This is a genomic window from Acinetobacter sp. IK31 (genome assembly GCF_035615195.1).
Lineage (GTDB): Bacteria > Pseudomonadota > Gammaproteobacteria > Pseudomonadales > Moraxellaceae > Acinetobacter > Acinetobacter calcoaceticus_C.
On the sequence record NZ_JANBOB010000018.1, the window covers coordinates 54,890 to 79,900 of the forward strand.

24 protein-coding genes are annotated in these 25,011 nt (G+C 39.0%); 17 read left to right on the top strand and 7 right to left on the bottom strand.

The window, feature by feature from the left end:
• Nucleotides 1–14: 14 nt before the first annotated feature.
• A complete protein-coding gene (locus tag MSG66_RS11705) occupies nt 15–1,652 on the bottom strand; it encodes an acyl-CoA synthetase (protein WP_324654205.1) in 1,638 nt (545 codons plus the stop codon).
• A 394-nt stretch (nt 1,653–2,046) separates the two neighbouring features.
• Between MSG66_RS11705 and thrS the strand changes: the two genes are divergently transcribed.
• From thrS to MSG66_RS11725, 4 genes are all read left to right on the top strand, one after another.
• Complete coding sequence (gene thrS / locus MSG66_RS11710; protein ID WP_133975326.1) at nt 2,047–3,969, top strand: threonine--tRNA ligase; 1,923 nt, start codon at nt 2,047–2,049, stop codon at nt 3,967–3,969.
• 5 nt (nt 3,970–3,974) lie between these two features.
• Nucleotides 3,975–4,526 (top strand): translation initiation factor IF-3, encoded by a 552-nt coding sequence (gene infC, locus MSG66_RS11715; protein ID WP_080026316.1) that lies wholly within the window; start codon nt 3,975–3,977, stop codon nt 4,524–4,526.
• 227 nt (nt 4,527–4,753) lie between these two features.
• Nucleotides 4,754–5,374: a glutathione S-transferase N-terminal domain-containing protein gene (locus MSG66_RS11720; protein ID WP_133975324.1), complete on the top strand. Its 621-nt coding sequence runs from the start codon at nt 4,754–4,756 to the stop codon at nt 5,372–5,374.
• Nucleotides 5,375–5,431: 57 nt separating this feature from the next.
• Complete coding sequence (locus MSG66_RS11725) at nt 5,432–5,860, top strand: YqaA family protein (RefSeq protein WP_133975322.1); 429 nt, start codon at nt 5,432–5,434, stop codon at nt 5,858–5,860.
• Between the two features lie 44 nt (nt 5,861–5,904).
• Here MSG66_RS11725 and nreB read toward each other — a convergent pair whose 3' ends face one another.
• Nucleotides 5,905–7,158, bottom strand: a complete 1,254-nt coding sequence (gene nreB / locus MSG66_RS11730; RefSeq protein ID WP_324654206.1) for a nickel resistance MFS transporter NreB — start codon at nt 7,156–7,158, stop codon at nt 5,905–5,907.
• A gap of 236 nt (nt 7,159–7,394) precedes the next feature.
• On the opposite strand from nreB, the gene rpmI reads away from it, so the two are divergent.
• From rpmI to MSG66_RS11750, 4 genes are all read left to right on the top strand, one after another.
• On the top strand, nt 7,395–7,589 hold the full coding sequence (rpmI, locus tag MSG66_RS11735) for a 50S ribosomal protein L35 (RefSeq protein ID WP_003655048.1): 195 nt from the start codon (nt 7,395–7,397) through the stop codon (nt 7,587–7,589).
• An 11-nt stretch (nt 7,590–7,600) separates the two neighbouring features.
• The gene (gene rplT / locus MSG66_RS11740) at nt 7,601–7,960 is read left to right on the top strand and encodes a 50S ribosomal protein L20 (RefSeq protein WP_000124858.1); all 360 of its coding nucleotides are present in this window, start codon (nt 7,601–7,603) and stop codon (nt 7,958–7,960) included.
• Between the two features lie 89 nt (nt 7,961–8,049).
• A complete protein-coding gene (locus tag MSG66_RS11745; protein ID WP_202742708.1) occupies nt 8,050–8,607 on the top strand; it encodes an NADAR family protein in 558 nt (185 codons plus the stop codon).
• Nucleotides 8,608–8,663: 56 nt separating this feature from the next.
• Nucleotides 8,664–9,167, top strand: coding sequence for a GNAT family N-acetyltransferase (locus MSG66_RS11750; protein WP_133975319.1), 504 nt, complete (start codon nt 8,664–8,666; stop codon nt 9,165–9,167).
• Nucleotides 9,168–9,173: 6 nt separating this feature from the next.
• On the opposite strand, the gene MSG66_RS11755 is transcribed toward MSG66_RS11750, so the two are convergent.
• Nucleotides 9,174–10,166 carry a hypothetical protein gene (locus MSG66_RS11755; protein ID WP_324654215.1) on the bottom strand — a complete coding sequence of 331 codons (993 nt, stop codon included), beginning with the start codon at nt 10,164–10,166 and terminating at the stop codon, nt 9,174–9,176.
• 158 nt (nt 10,167–10,324) lie between these two features.
• On the opposite strand from MSG66_RS11755, the gene pheS reads away from it, so the two are divergent.
• Genes pheS through MSG66_RS11770 form a run of 3 tightly spaced genes read left to right on the top strand, consistent with a single transcriptional unit; the run spans nt 10,325 to nt 14,012 of the window.
• Complete coding sequence (pheS, locus tag MSG66_RS11760; protein ID WP_004794529.1) at nt 10,325–11,305, top strand: phenylalanine--tRNA ligase subunit alpha; 981 nt, start codon at nt 10,325–10,327, stop codon at nt 11,303–11,305.
• A gap of 32 nt (nt 11,306–11,337) precedes the next feature.
• Nucleotides 11,338–13,719 carry a phenylalanine--tRNA ligase subunit beta gene (gene pheT, locus MSG66_RS11765; RefSeq protein WP_133975317.1) on the top strand — a complete coding sequence of 794 codons (2,382 nt, stop codon included), beginning with the start codon at nt 11,338–11,340 and terminating at the stop codon, nt 13,717–13,719.
• Nucleotides 13,716–14,012, top strand: a complete 297-nt coding sequence (locus MSG66_RS11770) for an integration host factor subunit alpha (protein WP_000126166.1) — start codon at nt 13,716–13,718, stop codon at nt 14,010–14,012. The genes pheT and MSG66_RS11770 overlap by 4 nt, the downstream gene beginning before the upstream one ends.
• A 154-nt stretch (nt 14,013–14,166) precedes the next feature.
• Here MSG66_RS11770 and MSG66_RS11775 read toward each other — a convergent pair whose 3' ends face one another.
• Nucleotides 14,167–14,409: a hypothetical protein gene (locus tag MSG66_RS11775; RefSeq protein ID WP_324654207.1), complete on the bottom strand. Its 243-nt coding sequence runs from the start codon at nt 14,407–14,409 to the stop codon at nt 14,167–14,169.
• Nucleotides 14,410–14,503: 94 nt separating this feature from the next.
• Here MSG66_RS11775 and MSG66_RS11780 point away from each other — a divergent pair, with 94 nt between their 5' ends.
• Nucleotides 14,504–14,638 (top strand): hypothetical protein, encoded by a 135-nt coding sequence (locus MSG66_RS11780; RefSeq protein ID WP_202742685.1) that lies wholly within the window; start codon nt 14,504–14,506, stop codon nt 14,636–14,638.
• 182 nt (nt 14,639–14,820) lie between these two features.
• Here the strand turns inward: MSG66_RS11780 and rho are convergent, their stop codons facing one another.
• Both rho and trxA read right to left on the bottom strand, forming a co-directional pair.
• Nucleotides 14,821–16,089, bottom strand: coding sequence for a transcription termination factor Rho (gene rho, locus MSG66_RS11785; protein WP_003655059.1), 1,269 nt, complete (start codon nt 16,087–16,089; stop codon nt 14,821–14,823).
• Nucleotides 16,090–16,409: 320 nt separating this feature from the next.
• On the bottom strand, nt 16,410–16,736 hold the full coding sequence (gene trxA / locus MSG66_RS11790) for a thioredoxin (protein WP_003655060.1): 327 nt from the start codon (nt 16,734–16,736) through the stop codon (nt 16,410–16,412).
• Between the two features lie 279 nt (nt 16,737–17,015).
• Between trxA and ppx the strand changes: the two genes are divergently transcribed.
• Genes ppx through MSG66_RS11815 form a run of 5 tightly spaced genes read left to right on the top strand, consistent with a single transcriptional unit; the run spans nt 17,016 to nt 22,115 of the window.
• Nucleotides 17,016–18,536, top strand: a complete 1,521-nt coding sequence (ppx, locus tag MSG66_RS11795; protein ID WP_133975311.1) for an exopolyphosphatase — start codon at nt 17,016–17,018, stop codon at nt 18,534–18,536.
• An 18-nt stretch (nt 18,537–18,554) separates the two neighbouring features.
• Nucleotides 18,555–19,376 carry an acetyl-CoA carboxylase carboxyltransferase subunit alpha gene (locus tag MSG66_RS11800; RefSeq protein ID WP_042895016.1) on the top strand — a complete coding sequence of 274 codons (822 nt, stop codon included), beginning with the start codon at nt 18,555–18,557 and terminating at the stop codon, nt 19,374–19,376.
• Nucleotides 19,313–20,716 (top strand): tRNA lysidine(34) synthetase TilS, encoded by a 1,404-nt coding sequence (gene tilS, locus MSG66_RS11805; protein WP_324654208.1) that lies wholly within the window; start codon nt 19,313–19,315, stop codon nt 20,714–20,716. The genes MSG66_RS11800 and tilS overlap by 64 nt, the downstream gene beginning before the upstream one ends.
• Nucleotides 20,688–21,524: a pyrroline-5-carboxylate reductase gene (gene proC, locus MSG66_RS11810; RefSeq protein WP_262474062.1), complete on the top strand. Its 837-nt coding sequence runs from the start codon at nt 20,688–20,690 to the stop codon at nt 21,522–21,524. The genes tilS and proC overlap by 29 nt, the downstream gene beginning before the upstream one ends.
• Before the next feature lie 21 nt (nt 21,525–21,545).
• On the top strand, nt 21,546–22,115 hold the full coding sequence (locus MSG66_RS11815) for a YggT family protein (RefSeq protein WP_003655065.1): 570 nt from the start codon (nt 21,546–21,548) through the stop codon (nt 22,113–22,115).
• Between the two features lie 54 nt (nt 22,116–22,169).
• Here the strand turns inward: MSG66_RS11815 and polA are convergent, their stop codons facing one another.
• Entirely contained in the window at nt 22,170–24,941 is a 2,772-nt protein-coding gene (polA, locus tag MSG66_RS11820) for a DNA polymerase I (protein ID WP_324654209.1), read from the bottom strand.
• Nucleotides 24,942–25,011 lie beyond the last annotated feature (70 nt).

Consider the following 25,011-nt stretch of genomic DNA (forward strand, 5'->3'; position numbering starts at 1 on the left):
CGTCGCTTTTTTATTTATATATTCTCAGCACGTTCTTTTGCCCATTCACGCAAAATAAACTTCTGTAATTTGCCGGTCGATGTTTTTGGAATTTCTGTAATTATGACATCTTTTGGCACTTTAAAACGTGCTAACTCTTTTTGACAATGCTCAATAATCTCTTCAGGTGTTACTGTTGCGCCTACCTTTAATTCAATAAAGGCACAAGGTACTTCTTGCCAGCGAGCATCAGGTTTGGCGACGACCGCAGCAGTTAAAACAGCTGGGTGTCTATACAAAACATCCTCTACTTCTAAAGATGAAATATTTTCTCCACCTGAAATAATAATATCTTTCGAGCGATCAGTAATTTTTGCATAACCATCTGGGTGGCAAACGGCTAAGTCGCCTGTATGAAACCATCCACCAGCAAAAGCTTCTTGAGTTGCTTGGGGATTCTTCAAATAACCTTTCATGACAATATTGCCACGAAACATAATTTCTCCCATAGTTTGCCCATCATTCGGTACAGGCTGCATTGTTTCAGGGTCTAATACCCGCATACTGTCTTGTAATGGATAGGGGACGCCTTGACGGGAATGAAGCTGAGCTTGTTCAGCAATTGAAAGCTCATTCCATCCTGATTGCGAAGCACATAGGGCAGAAGGACCATATGTTTCTGTTAAACCATATACATGATTTACGTTAATCCCCATATTCCGCATGCCTTCAATAATGGCAACGGGAGGAGCTGCTCCGGCAACCATCACTTCTACATGATGGTCAAAGTCCGTTTGCTTTTCTTTAGGTAAATTAATAATCATTGAAAGAACAATAGGCGCGCCGCAGAAATAATCGACTTTATGTTTTGCAATGAGTTGCATCACTAATTCTGGGTCGACCTTACGCAAACAAATATTGGTTCCCCCGCTGGCTGCAATACTCCAAGCAAAACACCAGCCATTACAATGGAAAAGCGGTAATGTCCATAAATACACTGCACGAGGTTTCATCCCGCAGGCCAATATATTACTTGCAGCATTTAAATAAGCACCGCGATGATGGTAGACCACACCTTTAGGGTTACCCGTTGTGCCCGATGTGTAATTTAAGCTAATCGCATCCCATTCATCTTCTGGTAAATGCCATTCAAAATTAGCATCGCCTTGGGCTATCCATTCTTCATACTCAAAAGAGCCAATAAACTGATTCTCGCCCTCATATTCATCATCAGCCACATCAATCACAATAATATGTTGGTCAGGAATAAGAGAGAGGGCTTCTCTTGCTAAATTAACAAATTCCGGGTCCACCAAAAGCACTTTGCTTTCAGCATGTTCCAACATGAAAGCTATTGTTTTTGCATCTAAGCGTGTATTGAGCGTGTTGAGTACAGCGCCAGTCATTGGAACTGCGAAATGTGCTTCAATCATGGCTGGAATATTGGGCAATAAGACTGATACCGTATCATTTTTTTCAATTCCCAGTTGTTTGAGCTGATAAGCAAACTGGCAACAACGTTGGTAAGTTTCTTTCCATGAAATTTGGCGCTTACCATGAATAATTGAAGCTTGATTTGGATAAATATACGCCGCACGTTCTAAATATCGTAAAGGGGATAGCGCAACAAAATTTGCGGGTGTACGTGGTAATTCATCATAAGCACTAACCATGGGAAACAACTCCGTGTTCTATTTTTAATTCATTCTTTGAAAATATGACTTAATACTCATCAAAGCATTTATGCTTTAGTCTTAAAGAGAAATACCCTTCAGTCAGAAAATGAGCAAAAATGCTATTTTCTTCATCTTAAACCACTTGTGCTGAGCGTGTTTAAAAAATCTTCCCAATATATTCTTTAAGTCATTTATTGCTGTTTACCTGATAAGCAAAATGTATTTATGATTTTATGGGCTTAAAGGTTTTCACTTTGCTTGAACAAGTGTAAAATCTTTCAGGATTTTTAATTTTGATTTACACCGTTTTTATATTTTGAGGTTCGCCTCGATCATAATCTCGCGGTGAAATGCTCCTTCGTATAGGGCATCACTCCTTAAGGATTTTTTTATGCCAATTATCACATTGCCAAATGGCGATCAAAAGAATTTTGATCACCCTGTTTCTGTTATGGAAGTTGCCCAAAGTATCGGGCCTGGTCTAGCAAAAAATACTGTTGCTGGACGTGTGAATGATCGCTTAGTTGATGCATGTGACTTAATTACCGAAGATTCGACCTTACAAATTATCACTCCAAAAGATGAGGAAGGTCTTGAAATCATTCGCCATTCTTGTGCGCACCTTGTAGGGCACGCTGTTAAACAGCTATTCCCTGAAGCCAAGATGGTGATTGGTCCAGTCATTGAAGAAGGTTTTTACTACGACATCTGGATGCCTCGTCCTTTTACTTTAGACGATATGGCAGCTGTTGAAGAGCGCATGAAAAAGCTCATCGACCAAGATTATGATGTCGTTAAAAAAATGACACCGCGTGATGAAGTAATTGCTGAATTTACTGCACGTGGCGAAGAATACAAATTACGCTTGATTGCAGACATGCCTGAAGAAACGCAAATGGGCTTGTACTACCATCAAGATTATTTGGATATGTGTCGTGGTCCACACGTACCAAACACTAAATTCTTAAAATCGTTTAAACTAACAAAAATCTCTGGCGCTTACTGGCGTGGCGATGCGAAGAATGAACAGCTTCAACGTATTTATGGTACAGCATGGGCTGATAAGAAACAGCTTGCTGCATACATTAAGCGTATTGAAGAAGCTGAAAAACGCGATCACCGTAAAATTGGTAAAGCCTTAGACTTGTTCCATATGCAAGAAGAAGCACCAGGAATGGTATTCTGGCATCCAAATGGCTGGACGATTTACCAAGTACTTGAACAATACATGCGTAAAGTTCAGCAAGACAATGGTTACCTCGAGATTAAAACACCACAAATCGTAGACTTTACGCTTTGGGAAAAATCAGGTCATGCAGCGAACTATGCAGACAACATGTTTACGACTCATTCAGAAAGTCGTAATTATGCGGTTAAGCCAATGAACTGCCCATGTCACGTGCAAGTTTTCAACCAAGGTTTGAAGTCTTACCGTGATTTGCCAATTCGTTTAGCAGAGTTCGGTTCTTGCCATCGTAACGAACCATCTGGTTCTTTACACGGCATTATGCGTGTACGTGGCTTTACACAAGATGATGCACATATCTTCTGTACTAAAGAACAGATCGGACAAGAAGTTGCAGATTTTATTAAACTCACTTTAGATGTTTATAAAGATTTCGGCTTTGAAGAAGTGCAAATGAAACTTTCTACACGTCCAGAAAAGCGTGTAGGAGATGATGCACTTTGGGATATGGCTGAGAAATCTTTAGCAGACGCTTTAGATGCAGCAGGTCTGGAATGGGAATTACAGCCAGGTGAAGGTGCGTTCTACGGTCCGAAAATTGAATTCTCATTGAAAGACTGTCTCGGACGTGTATGGCAATGTGGTACTATTCAGTGTGACTTCAATTTACCAGAACGTTTAGATGCGTCTTACGTGACTGAAGACAATGATCGTGATCAACCTGTTATGTTGCATCGTGCAATTCTTGGCAGTTTTGAGCGTTTTATTGGTATACTAATTGAACACTACGCTGGTTTCATGCCACCTTGGTTGTCACCGTTACAAGCATGTGTCATGAATATTACTGATTCTCAAGCTGAAGCTTGTGAGAAAGTCGTAGCAAAACTCAAAGAAAATGGTCTTCGTGCTATTTCTGACTTGAGAAATGAAAAGATCGGATTTAAGATTCGTGAGCGTACTATAGAGCGTATTCCTTACTTGTTAGTTCTTGGTGATCGAGAAGTTGAAGAAGGTACAGTAAATGTACGTACCCGCTCAGGAAAAAATTTAGGTACTATGTCAGTAGATGCATTCATTGACTTAGTGAAGTCTGCCGTCGCCGAACGTGGCCGGTATATTGTGGAGTAAGAAAGATTAAACAGCCTGACCGTAACCAACAACAAGGTGCAAAAAGCAACCGTCCAGCAATTAATGATGAGATCCGTGCAAAAGAAGTACGCCTCGTCGGTGCTGAAGGTGAGCAAAAAGGAATTGTTTCATTAAGTGAAGCACTGCGTGCTGCTGAAGAGGTTGAACTTGATCTTGTTGAGATCGTTGCAAACGCCGAGCCGCCTGTTTGTAAAATTATGGATTACAACAAGCACTTGTTTGACCTGAAGCAGAAGCAAAAAGATGCGAAGAAAAAACAGCATCAAGTGCAAGTGAAGGAAATCAAACTGCGCCCTGCAACTGATGTTGGTGATTATCAAGTTAAGCTTCGTGCTATTTTGAAATTCCTTGAAGAAGGAAACAAAGTGAAAATCACTTTACGTTTCCGTGGTCGTGAAATGGCTCATCAACAACTTGGCTTAGCTCAATTGCAAAAAATTGAAGTAGATGTGGCTGAGTTTGGGGTTGTGGAACAAGCACCAAAAATGGAAGGCCGTCAAATGGGTATGTTACTTGGACCGAAAAAGAAAAAGTAATACTCAAAAAAAGCACTGCAAAAGCAGTGCTTTTTTTTACCCACATATCAATAAAAAAACATCACTTCACTTTTCTCTATTCAGTTTTATTTAAGGTAATTGGTATATTTTTTAAGAAATTCAATTCTTGAGTTTTATGTATTTTTAGTATTGTAAATCTCATTAGATCTCTTAAAACATGATATAAACCAAGACGCAGTCATGATAACGATGAGTAGGAAAATAGAATGATTGATCTATATTATTGGGGAACTCCCAATGGACATAAAATCACAATTGCCTTAGAAGAAATGGGACTGGATTACACCCTTTATCCAATTAATATTTTAGAAAATGATCAATTCCAGCCAGACTTCCTGAGAATTTCTCCAAATAATAAAATTCCTGCGATTGTTGATCAAGATGGACCTCGTGGTGAGCCGATTTCTATATTTGAATCGGGTGCTATCTTGCAATATTTAGGTAGAAAAACTGGATTATTTTACCCAGCTGATGAGCAAGAGCGAGTTGAGGTTGAACAATGGCTCATGTGGCAAATGGGCGGTTTAGGTCCTATGCTTGGGCAAAATCATCATTTTAATAAATTTGCCCCTGAAAAAGTTCCCTATGCTATAGAGCGCTATGTAAATGAGACTAAACGTTTATATAGCGTGCTTAACAAACAACTCATTGGTCAGAAGTTTGTCGCTGGTGAATACTCAATTGCTGACATGGCAATTTTACCTTGGATTTTGCGTTATGAATGGCAAGGTATTCAGATTGAAGACTATCCATACGTACAAGAATATATTGTTCGCTTAACAGCACGCCCAGCAGTTCAGAAAGCACTATCAATTAAAGTGGCTTAATTTCTTGCCTAAATTTAGTAAATGCTTAAAGCAAAAAGTCGTTTGGTGTGATTGAGTATGCTGAGTTACTTTTTGCTTTTTATGAGTGCTTTTGGCGCTGCGACATTATTACCTCTACAGTCTGAAGCGGTATTGGTAACCTTATTATTAAAGGGGCAATATTCAGCTTTGCTTTTAATTGGTATAGCTACTTTGGGTAATGTATTGGGTTCTTGTGTCAATTGGTGGTTAGGCCTAAAGATAGAACAATTTAAACATCGTAAGTGGTTTCCAGTTTCTGAAAAGCGATTACAACAAGCGCAGAGCTTTTACCATAAATATGGATTTTACTCCTTACTTTTGAGTTGGATGCCTATCATTGGTGATCCCATTACTTTAGTTGCTGGGCTATTCAAAGAAAATTTTTGGCGCTTCCTTGGTATAGTCATCATTGCTAAAGCAGGGCGTTATTTGTTTATTTACTGGGTGGTTATGGGTTTTATTTAAAATAAAAAAGCATCCGAAGATGCTTTAATTTATAAATGTTTAAATTAATCTTCTGAGTTTTTTGTAATATTTACCTTAAATAGATCATTCGTTTTGACCCAACAGAAGGTGACGACAACAAGCGTCATACAACCACCAAAAATTGTAGCGGTAATTGTGCCTAAATATTTAGCCGCTAAACCAGACTCAAAGGCACCGAGTTCATTACTCGAAGACACAAACATGCCGTTTACAGCAGCAACGCGTCCCCGCATATTTTCTGGTGGAAAAATTTGCAAAATGGTTTGTCTTATAACAACAGAAATACTGTCACATGCACCTGTCATGGCAAGAGCAAAAAGAGATAACCACATATTATTCGAGAAGGCGAATAGGATGGTGAATATTCCAAAACCTGCTACAGCAAATAACATGTTACGCCATGCATGCTGAGTTGGCGGAAAACGAGTCAAAGCAATCATAGTGACAAGTGCGCCAATAGATGGAGCCGCCCGTAAATAGCCAAGCCCTTCCGGACCGACTTTTAATATATCTTCTGCGAAAATTGGCAATAACGCGATGACACCGCCAAATAAAACAGAAGCTAAATCAAGAGAAATCGCCCAAAGTACAATTTTGGTTTTCCAGATAAAACGGAAACCCTCTCCTAAACTTTCTAAAATATTATCAGTTTCAATTTTAGGGAAACTACGTTTATGCAATAAATTAATTAAAATAAAGCAAATAGCGAGTAAAGCCGCAACACTAAATAGACTGGTTTCCCGTCCTAAATAAGCAAGCATAAAACCACCTAGCATTGGGCCAATAATGACGCCACTTTGCCAGCCTATCGTTGTCCATGTCGCACCATTGGCATAGAGTTCGCGTGGAATTAAAAATGGTTTTAATGATGTTGCAGAGGGATTATAGAAACCACGGATTGTTCCTAAACCAAAAATAACTGTATAAATGCCCCAAGAAAGGAAGTTAACACTGATATGCCCTAAACCATGTAAGTGGAAAAGTAACCATAAAACCAAGGGAAGGGGGACTGAGAAAAATAAACATATTTTCATAATAATCTGTTTATTAAATCTATCTGCGAAATAGCCTCCCCAAAGAGAAAGAGCAATAAAAGGAATTGCTTCTGCGAGTCCAATCAAACCTAAAGTCAGTGGATCTTTGGTGATTTTATATAATGAGTAAGCAACAATAATTTCTTGAATCAAAATTGCAAGTGTTAAGCAAAATTGATTGATCGTAACGATAGAGAAATCTCGATACCGCAATGCAGCGAAAGCATCATTTTGTATATTCATATTCTTTTGAATTTAAGAGATTGCACTTATTATAGGCGATGATTTTATGGATTTTCTCGTAATTTGATAATTGATTATGGAAAATAACATTTATATAAAATAGACAATTTACTATCAAAAAATGAGCATTTTACTTTTGTTTTAAGTTGGGATGCTTTAGAATGTCGGCTCCCTTACCTGCAGGTCGTTTTTGCAATGGTGCAAACGTTCCGAACAGGTGTTCAAAAGAGGTTGTTATGCCTAAGATGAAAACTCGCCGTGGTGCTGCTAAACGCTTCAAAGCGACTGCACACGGTTTTAAGCGCAAACAAGCATTCAAGCGCCACATTTTGACCAAAAAATCTGCTAAACGTATCCGTCAATTACGCGGCTGTGTAATGGTTCATGTTTCTGACGTGAACTCAGTTCGTCGTATGTGCCCATACATCTAAGGAGATTATAAATGGCTCGTGTAAAACGTGGTGTAGTGGCTCATCGTCGTCACAAAAAAATTCTTGCTCGCGCTAAAGGTTACTATGGTGCTCGTTCACGCGTTTACCGCGTAGCGTTCCAAGCGGTAATCAAAGCTGGTCAATACGCTTATCGTGACCGCCGTCAAAAGAAACGTCAATTCCGTGCTTTATGGATTGCGCGTATCAATGCTGGTGCTCGTCAAAACGGTTTGTCTTACAGCCGTATGATCGATGGCTTGAAAAAAGCTCAAGTGATCATCGACCGTCGCGTATTAGCTGACATCGCTATGCATGATGCAGTAGCATTTGCTGCTTTAGCTGAAAAAGCTAAAGGCGCATTAGCTGCATAAGCTTAGAGATTCAAAAAAGGCCGCTTTTTAGCGGTCTTTTTTATTTTTAGTAGTTCTGTTTTAAAAAAGATAATAACCAGAGATAAATGATGAAAGATGAAAAATTTCTAAATGACTTAATTAAAAAAGTGCAAAAAGGTGTTCAGTTTAAATATTTATATTTTTGGGGACATACTCCTAAGCAGGCTGATCTTGTTGATAAGAGTTGTTTTAGTCAGTGGTATCCAGTGCAATTTACAGATGAGGGTATTGAATACTTTACTGCTGAGCATTATATGATGGCGCAAAAAGCAAAATTATTTAATGATGAAGAAATCTTTGCACAGATCTTGCAAGTTAAACATCCAAATGAAGCAAAACAGCTCGGTCGTAAAGTGCGTAATTATGATGAAAAGATATGGCAAGAAAAACGTTTTGATATCGTGGTGCAGGCGAACTTTGCTAAATTCTCTCAGCATCCTGAATTGAAAAATTTCTTATTAGCAACGAAAGACCATATTTTAGTTGAAGCATCTCCGGTAGATAAAATTTGGGGGATTGGTATGGCGCAAGATCATTTACATATTCAAGATCCATCTCAATGGCAAGGTTTAAATTTGTTGGGCTTTGCTTTAATGCATGTTCGAGATCAGCTTTTAGCTCAATAAGTTTGTATGAAAAAAATTGGTGCTTCACTTTAAAGTTGTGACATGAGGGGAACGAATTGAAATCATTAAATGAAAGAGAAATTCGTATAGCCACCTTTAAGGATGCATTATCTATTGCAGAAGTGCATGTACAGTGTTGGAAAGAAACTTATACAGGTATGCTTAAGCAAGAAATATTGGATGAGCTTAAAGTACGAGATAAGGAGCTACTATGGAAAGAAATAACCAAAAGCCCTGATCATAAGTTATTTATCTATACTGAAAATGGAATGGTAAAAGGCTTTCTCGATGGTTATCTGAACCCAAAGAATAATATTGCTGAAATTCTTGCCTTTTATCTTTTGGAAGAAATTCAAAGGCAAGGTATAGGTCGTGAGTTATTTCAAAAGTTCTATCACTGTGCATTAAATCAAGATTACGCTTCTATTCGTTTAGACGTTTTTAATAAAAATCCAAGCCGTTTCTTCTATGAAAAAATGGGAGCCAAAATAATTGGTGAAACCGAACTACCTGAGTTCGGTTTCGAAATAACAGAGTTACTTTATCAATGGGAACTCTAATCTAAGTTATAGCCCAAAATAATAAGCCAATGCACAAATAATAATCGTTAGAATAATCAGCTTAATAACGCCTGAACCAGTGCCTTTATGGTGGTGAGATTTCAAGTGTTGAGGACTTTCACTTGATTGCTCGAATGGAGAGGCTTTAGCGACTGGAATTATTTGAGCTGTTTGATAGTGATTAGCAGCCTTAACAATAAGTTTGGCAAACAGATCATCAGTTTTTTGCGTAAAATTTCTTAAATTAATGAGTTGTTCTTGGTCTAGCTCTTCTCCTAACGGATCATTTGCAAGTTGTTTCTTTTGTTCTAAATAATTGCTTAATGCTTGAGTACGATTTAGAAGCTGGTGAGCATAATCTGCTGGATAGCTCTCTGGAATTAAAGCAAGTTTTGGTTCTTGGTTCGTAATATTTGTACCATCCAAATGAGCTTTTTGAAATTCTGGTTTCTCAAAACCTGCTGCATATTTACTACGAAATAATTCACTATCCATAAAGTCAGCAATTTCTTGCCATGGCGGATTTTTTAAATCAGCTTCAATTTTTTTTGATAACTTTTCATTTAGTTCAAAACGCCAGAAAGTTTCTAAATGAAGCTCACAGGTTTGTGAAGGAGGGGCTTCAAACTCATTATCATTATTATACCATTCAGCAAGTTCATGGCCGAAAATCCATGCAAATTTCTTATCATTTTGATGGCTAACGATAAAATGAGTGTAAGGTAAAAGCTCAACGTTACTGTTTGGATTTTGCTCTTCATTTAGAAGGCTTGATAAATGTAAACTAAGCTGAGTGGTACCTTGTTTTTTTAGCGCTTCTAGCCAAACTTGAAAGTGTTGGGCGAGTAAATGCTGAGAAGCTAAGTCACGAAATTGAAAACTATGGTGGTCAAAAATATGATGTTGTCGCCATTGGGTAAAGCTTAAGTTTTGGCGGAGGTATTCATTGCCATACGTCACAAGCGTAAGTTGTTGTTTCCAAATTTGATTGAGCGCCATAATAGTTGATCTCATTGACGATGCTATTATCTTATACGTTTTATCTTTTTGTTGCCTAATACATTTTTCATGATGGATAAACTTCATCAATTCGATGAAAAACTGTTAGAATGCAGTGTTTTATTATATTTTTTTAATTTGTTGCTTTGAGAGTTAATATGTCACTGGAAGCCCTGACCACAGAAGCGCTTGCTGCCATTGCAGCAGCTCAAGACCTTGTTGCACTTGATCAGGTACGTGTGCAATTTACAGGGAAAAAAAGCCAGCTTGCAGAACAATCGAAAGCATTAGGGAAAATGGACCCTGAAGAACGCAAAGTACAAGGTGCTGCGATTCATGCTGTTCGAGAAACAATTAATACTGCTTTAACAGAACGTCAAGCGGCATTACAACAGGCAGCACTTGAGCAAAAGCTAGCAAGTGAAACGATTGATATTACTTTGCCGGGCCGCGGTCAACGTGTTGGTACAGTTCATCCTGTTACTCAAGTACAAGAAAGAATTTGTCAGTTCTTCACTAAAGCTGGTTTTACAGTCGCGACTGGCCCAGAAGTTGAAGATGACTATCACAATTTTGAAGCATTAAATATTCCTGGTCACCATCCAGCGCGTGCTATGCACGATACTTTCTATTTTGATGCCACTCATTTACTGCGTACGCATACCTCTGGTGTACAGATCCGTACAATGGAAACAAGTGAGCCACCAATTCGTATTGTATGTCCTGGGCGTGTTTATCGTTGTGACTCAGATCAAACGCATTCACCAATGTTCCATCAGATCGAAGGTCTATACGTTGCCGAGAACACCAGCTTTGCTGAGTTAAAAGGTTTATTGATTAATCTGCTTAATGAGTTTTTTGAAAAAGATTTAAAGGTACGTTTCCGTCCATCATATTTCCCGTTTACTGAGCCAAGCGCAGAAGTAGATATTATGGATGAACGTGGCCGTTGGTTAGAAGTTTTAGGCTGTGGCATGGTACATCCAAATGTATTAAGTGCCGCGGGTATTGATCCTGATAAATACAAAGGCTTTGCTTTTGGTTTAGGGGTAGAGCGCTTTGCGATGTTGCGTTATGGCATTAATGACTTGCGTATGTTCTATCAAAATGATGTGCGTTTCTTACGCCAATTTGCCTAACAGTTTTTCAGGATTAAAAAAGGTTTATAAAGATGAAGATTAGCGAAAATTGGCTACGCACATGGGTTAACCCGGCAATTGATAGTGATACATTATCTGATCAGTTGACGATGCTTGGTCTTGAAGTTGATGAATTGGCACCAGTGGCTAAACCATTTACAGGCGTTGTAATTGGTGAAGTGTTAACTGTTGAGCAGCACCCTGATGCAGACCGTTTACGTGTTACAACAGTGAATATTGGTTCGGGTGAGCCTTTACAAATTGTGTGTGGCGCACCGAACGTTCGCGCTGGAATGAAAGCTCCAGTTGCAACCATTGGGGCAGTATTACCTGGCGATTTTAAAATCAAAAAAGGTAAACTTCGTGGAATTGAATCACAAGGAATGCTTTGTGGTGCTTCTGAGATTGATCTTGAAGATAAAATCGATGGTTTACTTGAATTACCAGCCGATGCTCCAGTCGGAGTAAATATCCGTGAATACCTCAAACTTGACGACAATATTATTGATATCAGTATTACGCCAAACCGTGGTGACTGTTTTAGTATTCGTGGTATTGCCCGTGAAATTGCAGTTATTAATCAATTGCAAATGAATGAACCCGTAATTAACGCGGTTGATGCCACCATTGCTGATGAGAAAAAAGTAGTTATCAGTACTGAAGGCGCTCCGCGTTATTTAGGGCGTGTAGTTAAAAATGTTAATATAAAAGCTGCTACTCCTGAGTGGATGGCACAGGCTTTATCACGTTCAGGAATCCGTACTCATAGTATTTTGGTTGATGTGACCAACTATGTCCTAATGGAATTGGGTCAACCAATGCATGCATTCGATTTGTCTAAAATCGAAGGGACGGTACATGTTCGTCAAGCAACACAACAAGAAAAGTTACAACTTCTGAATGATCAAGAAGTTGAGTTGCCAGAAGATATTATGGTGATTGCTGACGACCAAAAAGCTTTGGCAATTGCTGGAATTATGGGTGGTTTAGCGTCAAGTGTAACCGATGATACGACTGATATCTTCTTAGAAAGTGCTTTCTTCGCTCCACTTGCTATTGCTGGACGTGCTCGTCGTTTTGGTTTACATACAGATTCTTCGCAGCGCTATGAACGTGGTGTAGATTTTGAATTACCTTTAATTGCGATGAATCGTGCTTCTCAGCTTATTCAAGAGTTAGCGGGTGGTGAATTTGGCCCAATTACTGTAGCTGAAAAAACTGACTTACTTCCAAAACGTGAAGCCATTGAACTGAAACAAGCTCAGGTAGACCAATTATTGGGATATCAAGTCGCAGGTGAGTTCATTGCAGATGCTTTAACCCGACTAGGGTGTAAGGTAACAGTTAAAGCTGAAGGTGAGTGGAGCGTAGTGCCGCCATCGCATCGTTATGATATGGCTATTTATCAAGATTTAATTGAAGAAGTTGCGCGTATTGATGGCTATGACAATATCCAGATTAGCTTACCAAGCATGGATGTTAAATTTGCTAAATACCAAGATCGTTTTGAGCTCACTGAGTTGCGTCAAACGATCGTGACTTTAGGTTATCAAGAAGCAATTAGTTTTAGTTTTGCGGATGCGAAACTTGAAAAGCAATTAAATCCCGAAGTTAAGCCATTGATGTTAGCAAATCCAATTTCAAGTGATTTGGCTGCAATGCGTAGTACGTTGCTTTCTAGTTTAATTCCTTGCGTACAATATAATCTCAACCGTCAGCAAAGTCGTGTTCGTTTCTTCGAATTCGGGCTGCGTTTTGATTATCAAAATGCTAAGAGCATTGAAGACTTACAGCAGACCCCTACCTTGGCTTTGGTGGCAGTCGGCTCGCAAGAACCAGAATCATGGCATGCTAAGCCTCAACCAATGGATTTCTTTGATTTCAAAGGTGAGATTGAAGAGATATTAGCTGCTGGACGTGTAAATGTTGAATATGTTCGTTCAGAGCGCGCGTGGTTGCACCCAGGGCAATCAGCTGAGATTTTGGTTGATGGTAAATCAATTGGTTACTTAGGTCGTTTGCATCCATCTCTAGAAAATGACCTTGATTTAAGCACGACTTGGGTTGCTGAACTCGATCAAACAGCTGTTTTGCAATCTTATGTATCTAATTTTACAGAATTATCACGTTTTCCTTCGGTTAGACGTGATATTGCGCTTTTAATCTCTGATAATATAAATGTTAGAGATATTCAGCAGTTAATCGAACAAACTGGTGGAGAGCTTTTAGACTCTACATGGTTATTCGATGTGTATACGGGGCAGGGTGTCGAAGATGGTAAGCGCTCATTAGCGTTTGCGCTTTTGTGGCAACATCCTTCACGTACGCTTGAAGATGCTGAAATTAAATCTGGTATGGACAATATTATCCAAGTGTTAGAAAACACTTATCAAGCGACATTGAGGGCCTCATGACAGCATTAACTAAAGCAGACATGGCTGATCATTTAAGTGAGTTAACCAGCTTAAATCGCCGTGAAGCAAAACAAATGGTCGAGTTGTTCTTCGACGAAATTAGCCAAGCACTTATTGCGGGAGAGCAGGTTAAGCTCTCTGGTTTCGGTAATTTTGAGTTAAGAGATAAACGCGAACGCCCAGGACGTAATCCGAAGACAGGCGAAGAAATTCCAATTTCTGCTCGCCGTGTAGTGACCTTTAGAGCAGGACAAAAGTTTAGACAACGCGTTGGAAATGAGCAGATCGATTGATCTGCTTTTTTTTACTTATATTTAGACAGCTTATTCAACTACGCTGTTATGTCAATTTATCTAGACATATTAAGCGAAGTGGTCTTAGAAATATAAAATTTAGGCGTAAAAAAAGAGGACAAAATGTCCTCTTTTTTCTAATCTAATATATAGATTAGTGTGCAGCAGAAGCAGCAGGTGCAGAAGCAGCAGCAGGTGCAGAAGCAGCAGAAGCAGCAGCAGCATCAACAGCTGTAGAAGCAGCAGTAGCAGCTTCAGAAGCAGCAGTAGAAGCTTCAGAAGCAGCAGCTACAGCTTCAGAAGCAGCAGCAGCAGGAGCTTCTTCTTTCTTAGAACAACCAACGAAAGCTAAAGTAGCAGCTACAGCAGCAACAGCAGCAAATTTTTTGAATAACATGGCATCACTCTCACAAAAAAGATTTGAGATTAAAAAAACCTAAGTTGGACTGTTTTGCTTTTATTATTCCTAAAACGTAGCTAGGTAACAACGCATGGAGCAGTCTAACTGGTCTGCCGCTATGCTATCACTGCAAATGCTGAAATACTACTGTCGTCTGTCGAAAAAACATATGAAAAAGAGAAAAACAGTCTGTTTTTTAACAGAAAAAAACAATCAATCAGCCTGAGTACATTGGAAAAGGTAGAGGTAAGCCACTAAAAAACTTAATTTTTTTAATTCAAAAATAATTATTATCAAAAGCTTATAAATAATTTTACATAAAAAACTGCAAAATGTATTTTTGTGTAAAGCTTGTCAACCAAATAAAAAGCCACTCAAAAGAGTGGCTTTTTATTGAGAATTAATCGATTAAGTTGAAGCTTTACGCTTCATTTGATCGAAGAAATCATCATTTGTTTTAGTTTCTTTCATACGATCAAGTAAGAATTCCATTGCCGCCAACTCATCCATAGGATGAAGAAGCTTACGGAGGATCCATACTTTACGTAAGTTATCATCATCCATTAAACGCTCTTCACGACGGGTACCAGATTTCTTAATATTCATGGCAGGGAAGACGCGTTTTTCAGCAATACGGCGATCAAGAGTAATTTCTTGGTTACCCGTACCTTTGAATTCTTCATAAATTACGTCATCCATTTTACTGCCTGTTTCAATCAAAGCAGTTGAGATGATCGTAAGAGATCCACCTTCTTCAATATTACGTGCAGCACCGAAGAAGCGTTTAGGGCGCTCTAATGCGTGAGCATCTACACCACCAGTTAATACTTTACCTGATGAAGGAATGACAGTGTTATATGCACGCGCTAAACGGGTAATAGAGTCAAGCAGAATCACAACGTCTTTTTTATGTTCAACAAGACGTTTTGCTTTTTCAATCACCATTTCTGCAACTTGTACGTGGCGAGCAGGAGCTTCATCGAATGTTGAAGCAATGACTTCACCGCGAACAGTACGTTCCATTTCAGTTACTTCTTCTGGACGCTCGTCAATTAATAGAACAATCAGGAATACTTCAGGATTGTTTCTAACAATAGATTGAGCAATATTTTGAAGTAACATTGTTTTACCCGCTTTTGGCGGTGCAACAATAATAGAACGTTGACCTTTACCGATCGGCGCAACTAAGTCAACAACACGAGAAGTTAAGTCTTCTGTCGTACCATTACCTAATTCCATAACCAATTGTTCGGTTGGGAAAAGAGGTGTTAAGTTTTCAAATAGAATTTTATTTCGAGAATTTTCTGGCGTGTCATAGTTAATCTGGTTAACTTTGAGCAACGCAAAATAACGCTCACCTTCTTTTGGAGGGCGAATAGTACCTGTGATGGTATCGCCTGTACGCAAGTTAAAGCGTCGGATTTGTGAGGGACTCACATAAATATCATCCGGACCTGCTAAATACGAACCTGCGGCAGAGCGCAAAAAACCAAAACCATCAGAGAGAATTTCAAGAACGCCGTCACCAAAAATTTCTTCGCCATTCATCGCATGGCGTTTCAAAATGGCAAAGATAATATCTTGCTTTCGGTTACGAGCCATACCTTCCAGGCCCATAAATTCAGCAATTTTAATTAATTCACCAATTGGTTTTTTCTTGAGTTCAGTTAAATTCATAAGGGTCAGAATTAGGAAAGAGTAGAGTGTGGTTTAAAAAGAAGAAAAATCGCTCGCATACAAAAAAGATTATCGCAATTGTATTTACACAATAACAATTCAGAAGTCTGATTGATTGTTTCGAAGAAAAATGTGAAAAAACAATTTCTGTTGCCGAGTGGCGATCTTTATGTTTGTGTCTTGTAAGAAGCCGGACGAAGATGATTCCCTTCAGTGCCTCTTGAGCATGCAATATAAGCCAGCTTAGTTAATTTGTCAATTTATAGCCGAAAAAAATACGCTATAAAAGTATAGCGTATTTTCATTCTTAGCATTTTGACTTAAACATTTTCATCAATAAAGCTTACAAGTTTAGAGCGAGGTACAGCGCCAATTTGTTGAGCTACGACTTCACCATTTTTGAAAAGTAATAAAGCAGGAATATTGCGGATATTGTATTTCACCGCAATATCTTCGCAAGAAGTCACATCAACTTTAACAATTTTTACTTTACCAGCATATTCACTTGATAAGTCTTCAAGAACAGGTGCAATTGCTTTACAAGGTGCACACCAACCTGCCCAGAAGTCAACAAGTACAGGTGTTTCAGCGTCTAGAACATCTGCTTGGAAGTTATCATCAGTTGTATTTACAATAGTCGCAGACATGGTACGGCTCCAATTTTTAGAAAAAAGTGCTATTACTACAGGAGAAAATTATCTCTATCAGTATTACATAGCTACTTAGTTCAATGTAAGGGTTTGATGCCATTATTCAAGGCTTAACTAAATTTGTCTAATGGATGCTCACGATATTCACCATCGACTTGTACAATCAACTCATAAATAGAAAAATATAAATGACAGTTAATTGTTGATGAAAATGGCTTTTCAATTGCATTCGTGTGAATTACTCTAGGCGTGAATTGTTATGGGTTTAGTTCAATAATGTCTGATTTTCTGATTGATGAAGAATTACTTGCCGCCATAGATATGGGGTCGAACAGCTTTCACCTTGCAATTGCACGGGTAGATCACGGTGAAGTTAAAAAAGTTGCTTCGATGTCAGAAAAAGTACAGCTTGCAGCTGGTTTAGATGAAAATAAAAATTTAACAGAAGCAGCTCAGCAACGTGGTTTGGCATGTCTAGCCCGTTTTGTTGGTAGATTGAGTTCTGTTCAACCTAATCGTTTACGAATTGTGGCTACTAATGCCTTGCGTCAGGCAAAAAATGGTCATGAATTTATTCAAAAAGCTGCAGAAATTTTACCTAAACCTATTGAAATTATTGCAGGACGAGAAGAAGCCCGTCTGATCTATTTGGGTGTATCGCATACCATGGCCAATGGTGGACGTCGCTTGGTCGTCGATATTGGTGGTGGTTCTACCGAATTTATTATCGGTGAAGAGTTTGAACCTATTTACACCGAATCATTACAAATGGGTTGTGTGGCCTATACAACAGCTTACTTTTCTGATGGGGAAATTACCCAGAAATCATTTGATAAGGCCGTAGTTGCTGCTCGTAAAGAACTTTCTGCTATTGCAACGACTTATAAAATGGAAGGGTGGGATACTGTCGTTGGTTCGAGTGGAACGATTAAAGCCTGTCGCCAAATTATGGTTAATATGGGCTTAAGTGATGAACAAGAAAATGTCACTCGAGAAGGTTTATACAAACTCAAAGATAAATTACTTAAGTTTAAAAACGTTTCTGAAATTGATTTTGAAGGTTTAAGAGAAGATCGACGAGCAGTTTTGCCAGCCGGATTGGCAATTTTGTACGCAGTTTTTGAAGTTCTAGAAATTGATCGTTTGGCATATTCTGATGGTGCATTACGCGAAGGTGTTATGTATGACCTATTAGGTCGATTTAAACATGAGGATATACGCGACCGCAGTGTACAGGCTCTAATGGGTCGTTATAATGCTGACCCTAAACAAGCAGAACGTGTTGTCAATACAGCACAGCAATTATTTGATGGTGTCGCGAAATCTCTTAATTTAACGAGTGAAGACAGTGACTTACTGCGTCGATCAGCTTATTTGCATGAGATTGGTTTAGCAATTAGTCATGGTGGTTATCATCGCCATGGTGCTTATTTGTTACAGCATTCTGATATTCCGGGTTTCTCGCAAATTGATCAAAATCATCTTTCACATTTAGTTGCTCACCATCGTCGTAAATTGCGAAATGATGTAAAAAACGAAATTTTGAAGGCTGGTGGTCATAAATTACTTTACTTATGTTTATTGCTTCGCCTAGCAGTTTTACTCAACCATAGTCGAAGTGATCAGATGCTTCCTGCCATTGAACTGACCATCATAAATGATCAACAATGGCAGCTTAGTGTTTCTGGTGATGCCAAACAATGGCCATTGTTAGTTGCGGACTTGCATGATGAGCAAGATCAGTTTAAGCATTGGGACATTGAATTGAATATTCAGTCGGAAAAATTTATCGATTAAAGGGATAATATTCGACCTATGAAAAAAGCTACTCAGTCCAAAGCGTGGACAACGGTTCAAATTGCACGTCATCCTGAACGTCCGCAATTTCTAGATTATGTCGGTGAAATCTTTACAGAATTTGACGCCTTGCATGGTGATCGTTTGTTTGGTGACGATGGTGCGATGGTAGGTGGTCTTGCTCGTTTTGACGGTCAACCTGTGATGGTCATTGGACAACACCGTGGTCGTAGTACCCGTGAAAAATTAAAGCATAACTTCGGTATGGCTAACCCTGAAGGTTACCGTAAATCTCAACGCCTATTAGATATGGCTGAGCGTTTTAATCTTCCGGTCTTTACGTTTATTGATACTATGGGTGCTTACCCTGGTGTTGGTGCTGAAGAACGTGGACAAGCCGAAGCAATTGCAACTAGCCTTGCTCAACTTTCAAGTTTGAAGGTTCCTGTTGTTGCAACAGTACTTGGTGAAGGTGGTTCTGGTGGTGCTTTAGGTATTGGCGTTGCTGACAGAGTAATTATGTTATCGCATAGTATTTATTCTGTGATTTCACCAGAAGGCTGCGCATCTATTTTATGGAAAACTGCTGAAAAAGCGGCTCAAGCGAGCGAAGCTCTAGGTTTGACAGCAGATAAATTACAATCTCTAGGTATTGTTGAATATGTAGTAGATGAAGGTGAAGGGGCACATTTAGATCCTGAGCATGTAATGCAAAATCTAAAAGTAGTTTTGAAGCAGGCTTTGGATGAATTGCTACCAATGGATGCAAATGAACGATGCGAAGCACGTTATCAACGTTTAATGAAGTTTGGCAGCGCAAATTTAGGCATAATGTCTTAACGCAGGCTCAACTGTTTTCAGAAAATAGTTCTTTTCTTATTGGATGTAGTGGCGGCATGGATTCAATGCTGCTACTACATCTGATATCTCAAATTTTCCCTCAAAAGATTCGAGCGATTTATATTGATCATCAACTGCAATCACAAAGTGCAGAATGGGGTAAACTCGTTGCTAAACAAGCTACTTGCTTAGATATTCCTTATATTATTCAAAAGGTTCAAGTTGCCGACGGTAATTTGGAAGCTCAAGCACGTCAGACACGGTATCAAGCTTATCGACAGCATTTACAAGCGAATGAAATTTTAGTACTTGCTCATCATCAACAAGATCAGGCTGAAACAGTCATTTTAAGGTTGTTGTCGGGTGCAGGTGTTGATGGCCTTGCTGCTATGCAGTCTATTGATTACCGCGTAGATATGACAATTTGGCGTCCTTTTTTAGATTTAACTCGTGAGCAAATTGTCGATTGGACTACCCAACTTGAAATTCAATATATAAATGACCCTACAAATTATGACATTCATTATGATAGGGCGTGGTCACGTGAGGAACTTTGGCCATTTTTACAAAATCGATTTCCTAAAATGCAGCAAGCACTTAGCCGAACCAGTTATTTGATGCAAGATGCTTCTGAAATTTTAGAAGAAGTTTTGATAGTCGATTTAAAGCATTGTGGTACCGCTGAGTGTTTAGACTTAACTAAATTGTTAGATTTATCGGCTGCCCGTCAGCGTCAGTTACTTTCTGTCTGGATGAAAAGTGATGGGCAATATCGACCTGCATTTGAAATGGTCGAGCGCTTAAAAAATGAAGTGATTGATTCAAAGTCTGATGCACAAGCAGCATTACACTGGAATCAGTTTTACTATGTCCGTTATCAACAGAATCTTTATAGATTGAGTAAGCAGGTTTTTCTTGCTGAAACCTTAAGTCCTGTTGAGGCTGAATCGGAGCATCATTTCCAAATGGGAGAAATAGTGCATTACGCTTCAGGAAATTTTCAGATTACACAAAAAAATATCGGTTTAGCTTCATCTTTATTAAATAAAAAATTGAGAATAATTCGACGTCAGGGTGGAGAAAAAGTCCATTTATATGGTCGTGTTGGCCAATGGCCGTTAAAAAAAGCAATTCAAGAAGCACATATTTTGCCTTGGCTTCGTCATACAATTCAAATATTAGTCATAGATAATGTTATGCTTGGGGTTTTTACACCGAAAGGATTTTGGTTGGCTCAGTCTCCGTATTGTGAGGAAGGAGGATGGCAACCAGATTTAATTTCTCATTCTTGTAATCTGGTAAATGGCGAATATGGTTATGGCAAGTGCAGTAAATTGTAATATCTGTTTTATTGGTGGCGGTAATATGGCCCAAGCGTTAATTGGTGGGCTCATTTCAAGAGGTTTACCACCGACACGTATTACTGTTTCAGATCCTGTTGAACAGATCCGTCAATTATTACAAGAGAAAGAAGTCCACGTCACACAAGATAACGTGGTTGCAATTCAAAATGCTGATGTTGTCGTACTGGCGGTAAAACCCCAAGTTCTGGCTACTGTTTTACGTCCCTTAAAAGGTCTGTTATCAGATAAATTAGTCATTTCAATTATTGCTGGTGCTGAAATTCAAACAATATCAAATTTAATTGATAGCGATCGAATTGTACGAGTTATGCCAAATACACCAGCTCTCGTTCAAACAGGTGCGCATGGTATCTATGCTAATGATGTAGTGGGTACTTCGGATCGTGAATTAACAAGTCAGATTTTAGCAGCCACAGGTTTAACAATTTGGGTAAACTCCGAAGCTCAAATTGATGCGGTAACAGCAGTTTCTGGTTCAGGTCCTGCATATTTTTTCTATCTGATGGAAAGTATGATCCGTGCGGGTAAGAATTTAGGACTGGATGAAAAAGTTGCAACCGCGTTGACTCTTCAAACGGCGTTAGGTGCAGCTCAAATGGCAATTACCAGTTCAAATACTCCATCTGAACTTCGTAAGAATGTGACATCGCCAAATGGTACAACACAAGCTGCACTTGAAGTTTTTGACCGTGCACAAATCTCCCAAAATATTCAATCTGCATTGGCTGCTGCTCAGAAGCGTAGCCAAGAATTGGCTCAAGAACTGAGTGACAGTGCGAAATAGCTTAAATAGGATAAGACAACTATGGGTGCAAATTCTGCGCTAATTTTTGGAATTTTAATTAATGTCGCGATTTTATTGGTCTTTTTCCGTTTTTTAATGCAATTAGCGGCAGTAAGTCCTTATAATCCTGTGGTTTTATCGACCGTAAAAGCGACTAAGATTGTTGATATTTTTGGCCGAATTTTTCCGACGGTCGCAAAAGGCCGATTTAATTTGGCTGCGTTGGTTCTTTTAATTACGTTGTATTTACTGAAAATTTTCGGTGTGATGTATCTTTCTGGCTCTATGCCAAATAGTCCGATTCATTTACTGATTCTGACATTTGTAACTATGATTCAGGACTTGATTCGTTTCTGCCGTTATTTAATTTTCGCAACAATCATTTTGAGTTGGGTTGTAATGTTTACTCAATCGCGTTCACCTTATATTGAGGTGATTCAAGATTTAGCTGAACCATTACTCGCACCATTCCGTCGTTTATTGCCTAATATGGGAATGATTGATTTATCTCCAATTTTGGCATTTTTGGCACTCTATATTGCCGAGATCTTAATGAATGAAGTAGCGAAAGTTCTATTAACAGGACTTTAAGCTGACTCAATAAAAAAGGGCTGTATTTCATAGCCCTTTTTTTATTTCTGTTAATTAATGAGCATCATCCCAGTTTAGACCTTGTCCTACCTCAACCACTAAAGGCACAGAAATTTCTACAACTGATTCCATGACTTTTGCGATTTGTTTGGAAAGTTCTTCAGCAATGTTTTGATCGGCTTCAAAAACTAATTCATCGTGTACTTGAAGTAGTAACTTGGCTTGATCTTTTGGCAAGATTTTATCAACTTCAATCATCGCAATTTTAATAATATCAGCCGCACTGCCTTGTAAAGGTGCATTGATCGCAGCACGTTCGGCAGCCTTACGCACCATCACATTTCGTGCATCAATATCAGGCGTATAAAGACGTCGACCTAAAATAGTTTCAACAAAGCCTTGCTCTGATGCAACTTGACGCGTGCGTTGCATATATTCATAGATGCCAGGATAACGTTGGAAATATTGCTTGATATAGTTTTGCGATTCTTGACGTGTGAAGCCTAATTGACGAATTAAGCCAAACTCAGACATACCATAAAGTAGACCAAAGTTTACAGCCTTGGCTTGACGACGCTGGTCATTAGTTACGTCTTCAATTGCAATACCTAATACTTCGGCAGCAGTTCTACGGTGAACATCTTGTCCATGTTGGAACGCATGTACTAAAGCATCATCTTGAGAAAAATGTGCCATTAAACGTAGTTCAATTTGCGAGTAATCGGCAGCCAATAGAACTCGGCCTTCCGGCGCAATGAATGCTTTACGAATCTGACGACCAATTTGTCTACGAATTGGAATATTTTGTAAATTAGGATCAGAAGAGGATAGACGACCTGTCGCTGTTAGCGCTTGATGATAGCTCGTATGTACACGATGCGTGTCGTTATGAGACTGTTCAACCAGACGGTCCGTATAGGTACTCTTTAGCTTTGCTAAACCACGATGTTCTAAAATAATTTCTGCTAAAGGATGCTCAATTTTTTCTAAGACACTTTCACTGGTGCTGTATTGGCCAGTTGCAGTTTTTTTCCCGCCTTTGATTCCTAATTTATCAAATAGAATTTCGCCTACTTGTTTAGGTGAAGCAATATTAAAAGTTTCATCTGCTATTTCCATGGCTTGATTTTCAAGACCTTCCATAGTTTTTGCAAATTCAACGCTTAATTTATCGAGGAATGCATGATCTAAACGAATGCCATTCTCTTCCATGCCTGACAAAATTCGGGCAACTGGCATTTCGATGTTATATAAAATATTTTCTAGCTCAGGAAATGGCTTAAGTTTGTTTGAAAGAACTTCATACAAACGATAGGTCACATGTGCATCTTCTGCTGCATAGTGTGCAGCGACTTCAATATCAATTTGATTAAAAGTTTTCTGTTTTGCACCTTTGCCAGCAATTTGTTCAAAAGTCGTTGTTAAGTGACTTAGGTAGACACGAGCAACATCATCCATTCCATGACGAGTTGCTGCTGCATTCAGTACATAAGACGCCAACATGCTGTCGAAATACCAGCCTTTTAGCTCAATGCCGTGGTTAGCAAAAATATGTGCATCGTATTTAAGATGATGACCGATTTTTTTAACCGCTTCATTTTCTAGTACAGGCTCAATTTGAGCCAGAATTTGCTCACGGTTCAGTTGCTGTGGCGCATTTTCATAGTTATGCGCTAAAGGAACATAGTAAGCATCTTGTGCATCAAATGCGATTGAAAAACCAACCATTTCGGCAATACGATAATCAAGACTCGTGGTTTCTGTATCAATCGCAAAATGATCGGCATTTTGCATGCGTTGCCAGAGTTGATCCCATGCTTCTTGAGTTAAAACAGTGTGGTAATTGGCAGTCCCAAGCTGGTCATCTTGACTCGTTAAACTGGCCTGATCTTCGGTTTCTATCGAATCAGCTGGTTTAACCTCATCTTGTACTACGACTTGTGAAACTTGTTGTTTATAAGCAGAGCTGTTCGGATTATTTGGATGGTCAAGTGACTGTAACTGATTTCTAAACTCAAGTTCAGTATATAAGTTACGCAAAGCATCAACATTTGGGTCGATAAGCTTTAATTCATGCCAGTCGAGTTCTAAAGGAAGATCACACACAATACTTGCTAGCTGATGATCAAGCTTAATATTGTCTAAATTATCTTTAATATTCTGACTAATCTTGCCTTTAAGTTGGTCTGCATTGGCAATAATATTCTCTAGGGTGCCATATTCAGTCAGTAATTTTGCTGCTGTTTTTGCACCAATGCCTGGAACACCCATAATACCGTCGGATGCATCGCCCATCAGAGTCAAGTAGTCGATAATCTGATTTGGCCAAACTCCAAACTTCTCAAATACACCGTCAGTGTCCATTACGCGATCTTTAAAACTATCTTCTAACTTTACATGATCATTAACTAATTGAGCCATGTCTTTATCTCCAGTCGAGATGAGAACATGGTGGCCTTCGAGTACGGCACGTTTAGCAAGTGTACCAATAATGTCATCCGCTTCTGCGCCAGGGAGACTATATAAAGGAATACCTTGAGCTTTAATCAATGCATGTAAATATGGAATTTGTTGAGATAACTCTTCGGGCATTGTTGGGCGATCACCTTTATAAATGGGTGAAAGCTTATGACGGAAGGTTGGTTCGGGAGTGTCAAAAATTACGGCCATATGCGTCGGTTGCATACGACGCATAAGTTTTTGAATCGCAGAAATTGCTCCACGTATTGCATTGGTATGTAACCCTGTAGAGGTCGTCAATGGTGGTAATGCATGATATGCACGAAATAAAAAATAGGACCCATCAACCAAGACAAATGGTGGCATTGAACAATTCCTTAATCTGAATTACGGGTATTTTACGTGAAAACGGATATGAATGCAGGTTTATGATTTT

Excerpts from the sequence above, each read along its gene's own strand:
- MSG66_RS11705 (WP_324654205.1), bottom strand. The coding sequence starts at position 1,652 with ATGGTTAGTGCTTATGATGAATTACCACGTACACCCGCAAATTTTGTT.
- thrS (WP_133975326.1), top strand. The coding sequence starts at position 2,047 with ATGCCAATTATCACATTGCCAAATGGCGATCAAAAGAATTTTGATCAC.
- MSG66_RS11720 (WP_133975324.1), top strand. The coding sequence starts at position 4,754 with ATGATTGATCTATATTATTGGGGAACTCCCAATGGACATAAAATCACA.
- MSG66_RS11725 (WP_133975322.1), top strand. The coding sequence starts at position 5,432 with ATGCTGAGTTACTTTTTGCTTTTTATGAGTGCTTTTGGCGCTGCGACA.
- nreB (WP_324654206.1), bottom strand. The coding sequence starts at position 7,158 with ATGAATATACAAAATGATGCTTTCGCTGCATTGCGGTATCGAGATTTC.
- rpmI (WP_003655048.1), top strand. The coding sequence starts at position 7,395 with ATGCCTAAGATGAAAACTCGCCGTGGTGCTGCTAAACGCTTCAAAGCG.
- rplT (WP_000124858.1), top strand. The coding sequence starts at position 7,601 with ATGGCTCGTGTAAAACGTGGTGTAGTGGCTCATCGTCGTCACAAAAAA.
- MSG66_RS11745 (WP_202742708.1), top strand. The coding sequence starts at position 8,050 with ATGAAAGATGAAAAATTTCTAAATGACTTAATTAAAAAAGTGCAAAAA.
- MSG66_RS11755 (WP_324654215.1), bottom strand. The coding sequence starts at position 10,166 with ATGGCGCTCAATCAAATTTGGAAACAACAACTTACGCTTGTGACGTAT.
- pheS (WP_004794529.1), top strand. The coding sequence starts at position 10,325 with ATGTCACTGGAAGCCCTGACCACAGAAGCGCTTGCTGCCATTGCAGCA.
- pheT (WP_133975317.1), top strand. The coding sequence starts at position 11,338 with ATGAAGATTAGCGAAAATTGGCTACGCACATGGGTTAACCCGGCAATT.
- MSG66_RS11770 (WP_000126166.1), top strand. The coding sequence starts at position 13,716 with ATGACAGCATTAACTAAAGCAGACATGGCTGATCATTTAAGTGAGTTA.
- MSG66_RS11775 (WP_324654207.1), bottom strand. The coding sequence starts at position 14,409 with ATGTTATTCAAAAAATTTGCTGCTGTTGCTGCTGTAGCTGCTACTTTA.
- MSG66_RS11780 (WP_202742685.1), top strand. The coding sequence starts at position 14,504 with ATGGAGCAGTCTAACTGGTCTGCCGCTATGCTATCACTGCAAATGCTG.
- rho (WP_003655059.1), bottom strand. The coding sequence starts at position 16,089 with ATGAATTTAACTGAACTCAAGAAAAAACCAATTGGTGAATTAATTAAA.
- trxA (WP_003655060.1), bottom strand. The coding sequence starts at position 16,736 with ATGTCTGCGACTATTGTAAATACAACTGATGATAACTTCCAAGCAGAT.
- ppx (WP_133975311.1), top strand. The coding sequence starts at position 17,016 with ATGTCTGATTTTCTGATTGATGAAGAATTACTTGCCGCCATAGATATG.
- MSG66_RS11800 (WP_042895016.1), top strand. The coding sequence starts at position 18,555 with ATGAAAAAAGCTACTCAGTCCAAAGCGTGGACAACGGTTCAAATTGCA.
- tilS (WP_324654208.1), top strand. The coding sequence starts at position 19,313 with ATGCGAAGCACGTTATCAACGTTTAATGAAGTTTGGCAGCGCAAATTT.
- proC (WP_262474062.1), top strand. The coding sequence starts at position 20,688 with ATGGTTATGGCAAGTGCAGTAAATTGTAATATCTGTTTTATTGGTGGC.
- MSG66_RS11815 (WP_003655065.1), top strand. The coding sequence starts at position 21,546 with ATGGGTGCAAATTCTGCGCTAATTTTTGGAATTTTAATTAATGTCGCG.
- polA (WP_324654209.1), bottom strand. The coding sequence starts at position 24,941 with ATGCCACCATTTGTCTTGGTTGATGGGTCCTATTTTTTATTTCGTGCA.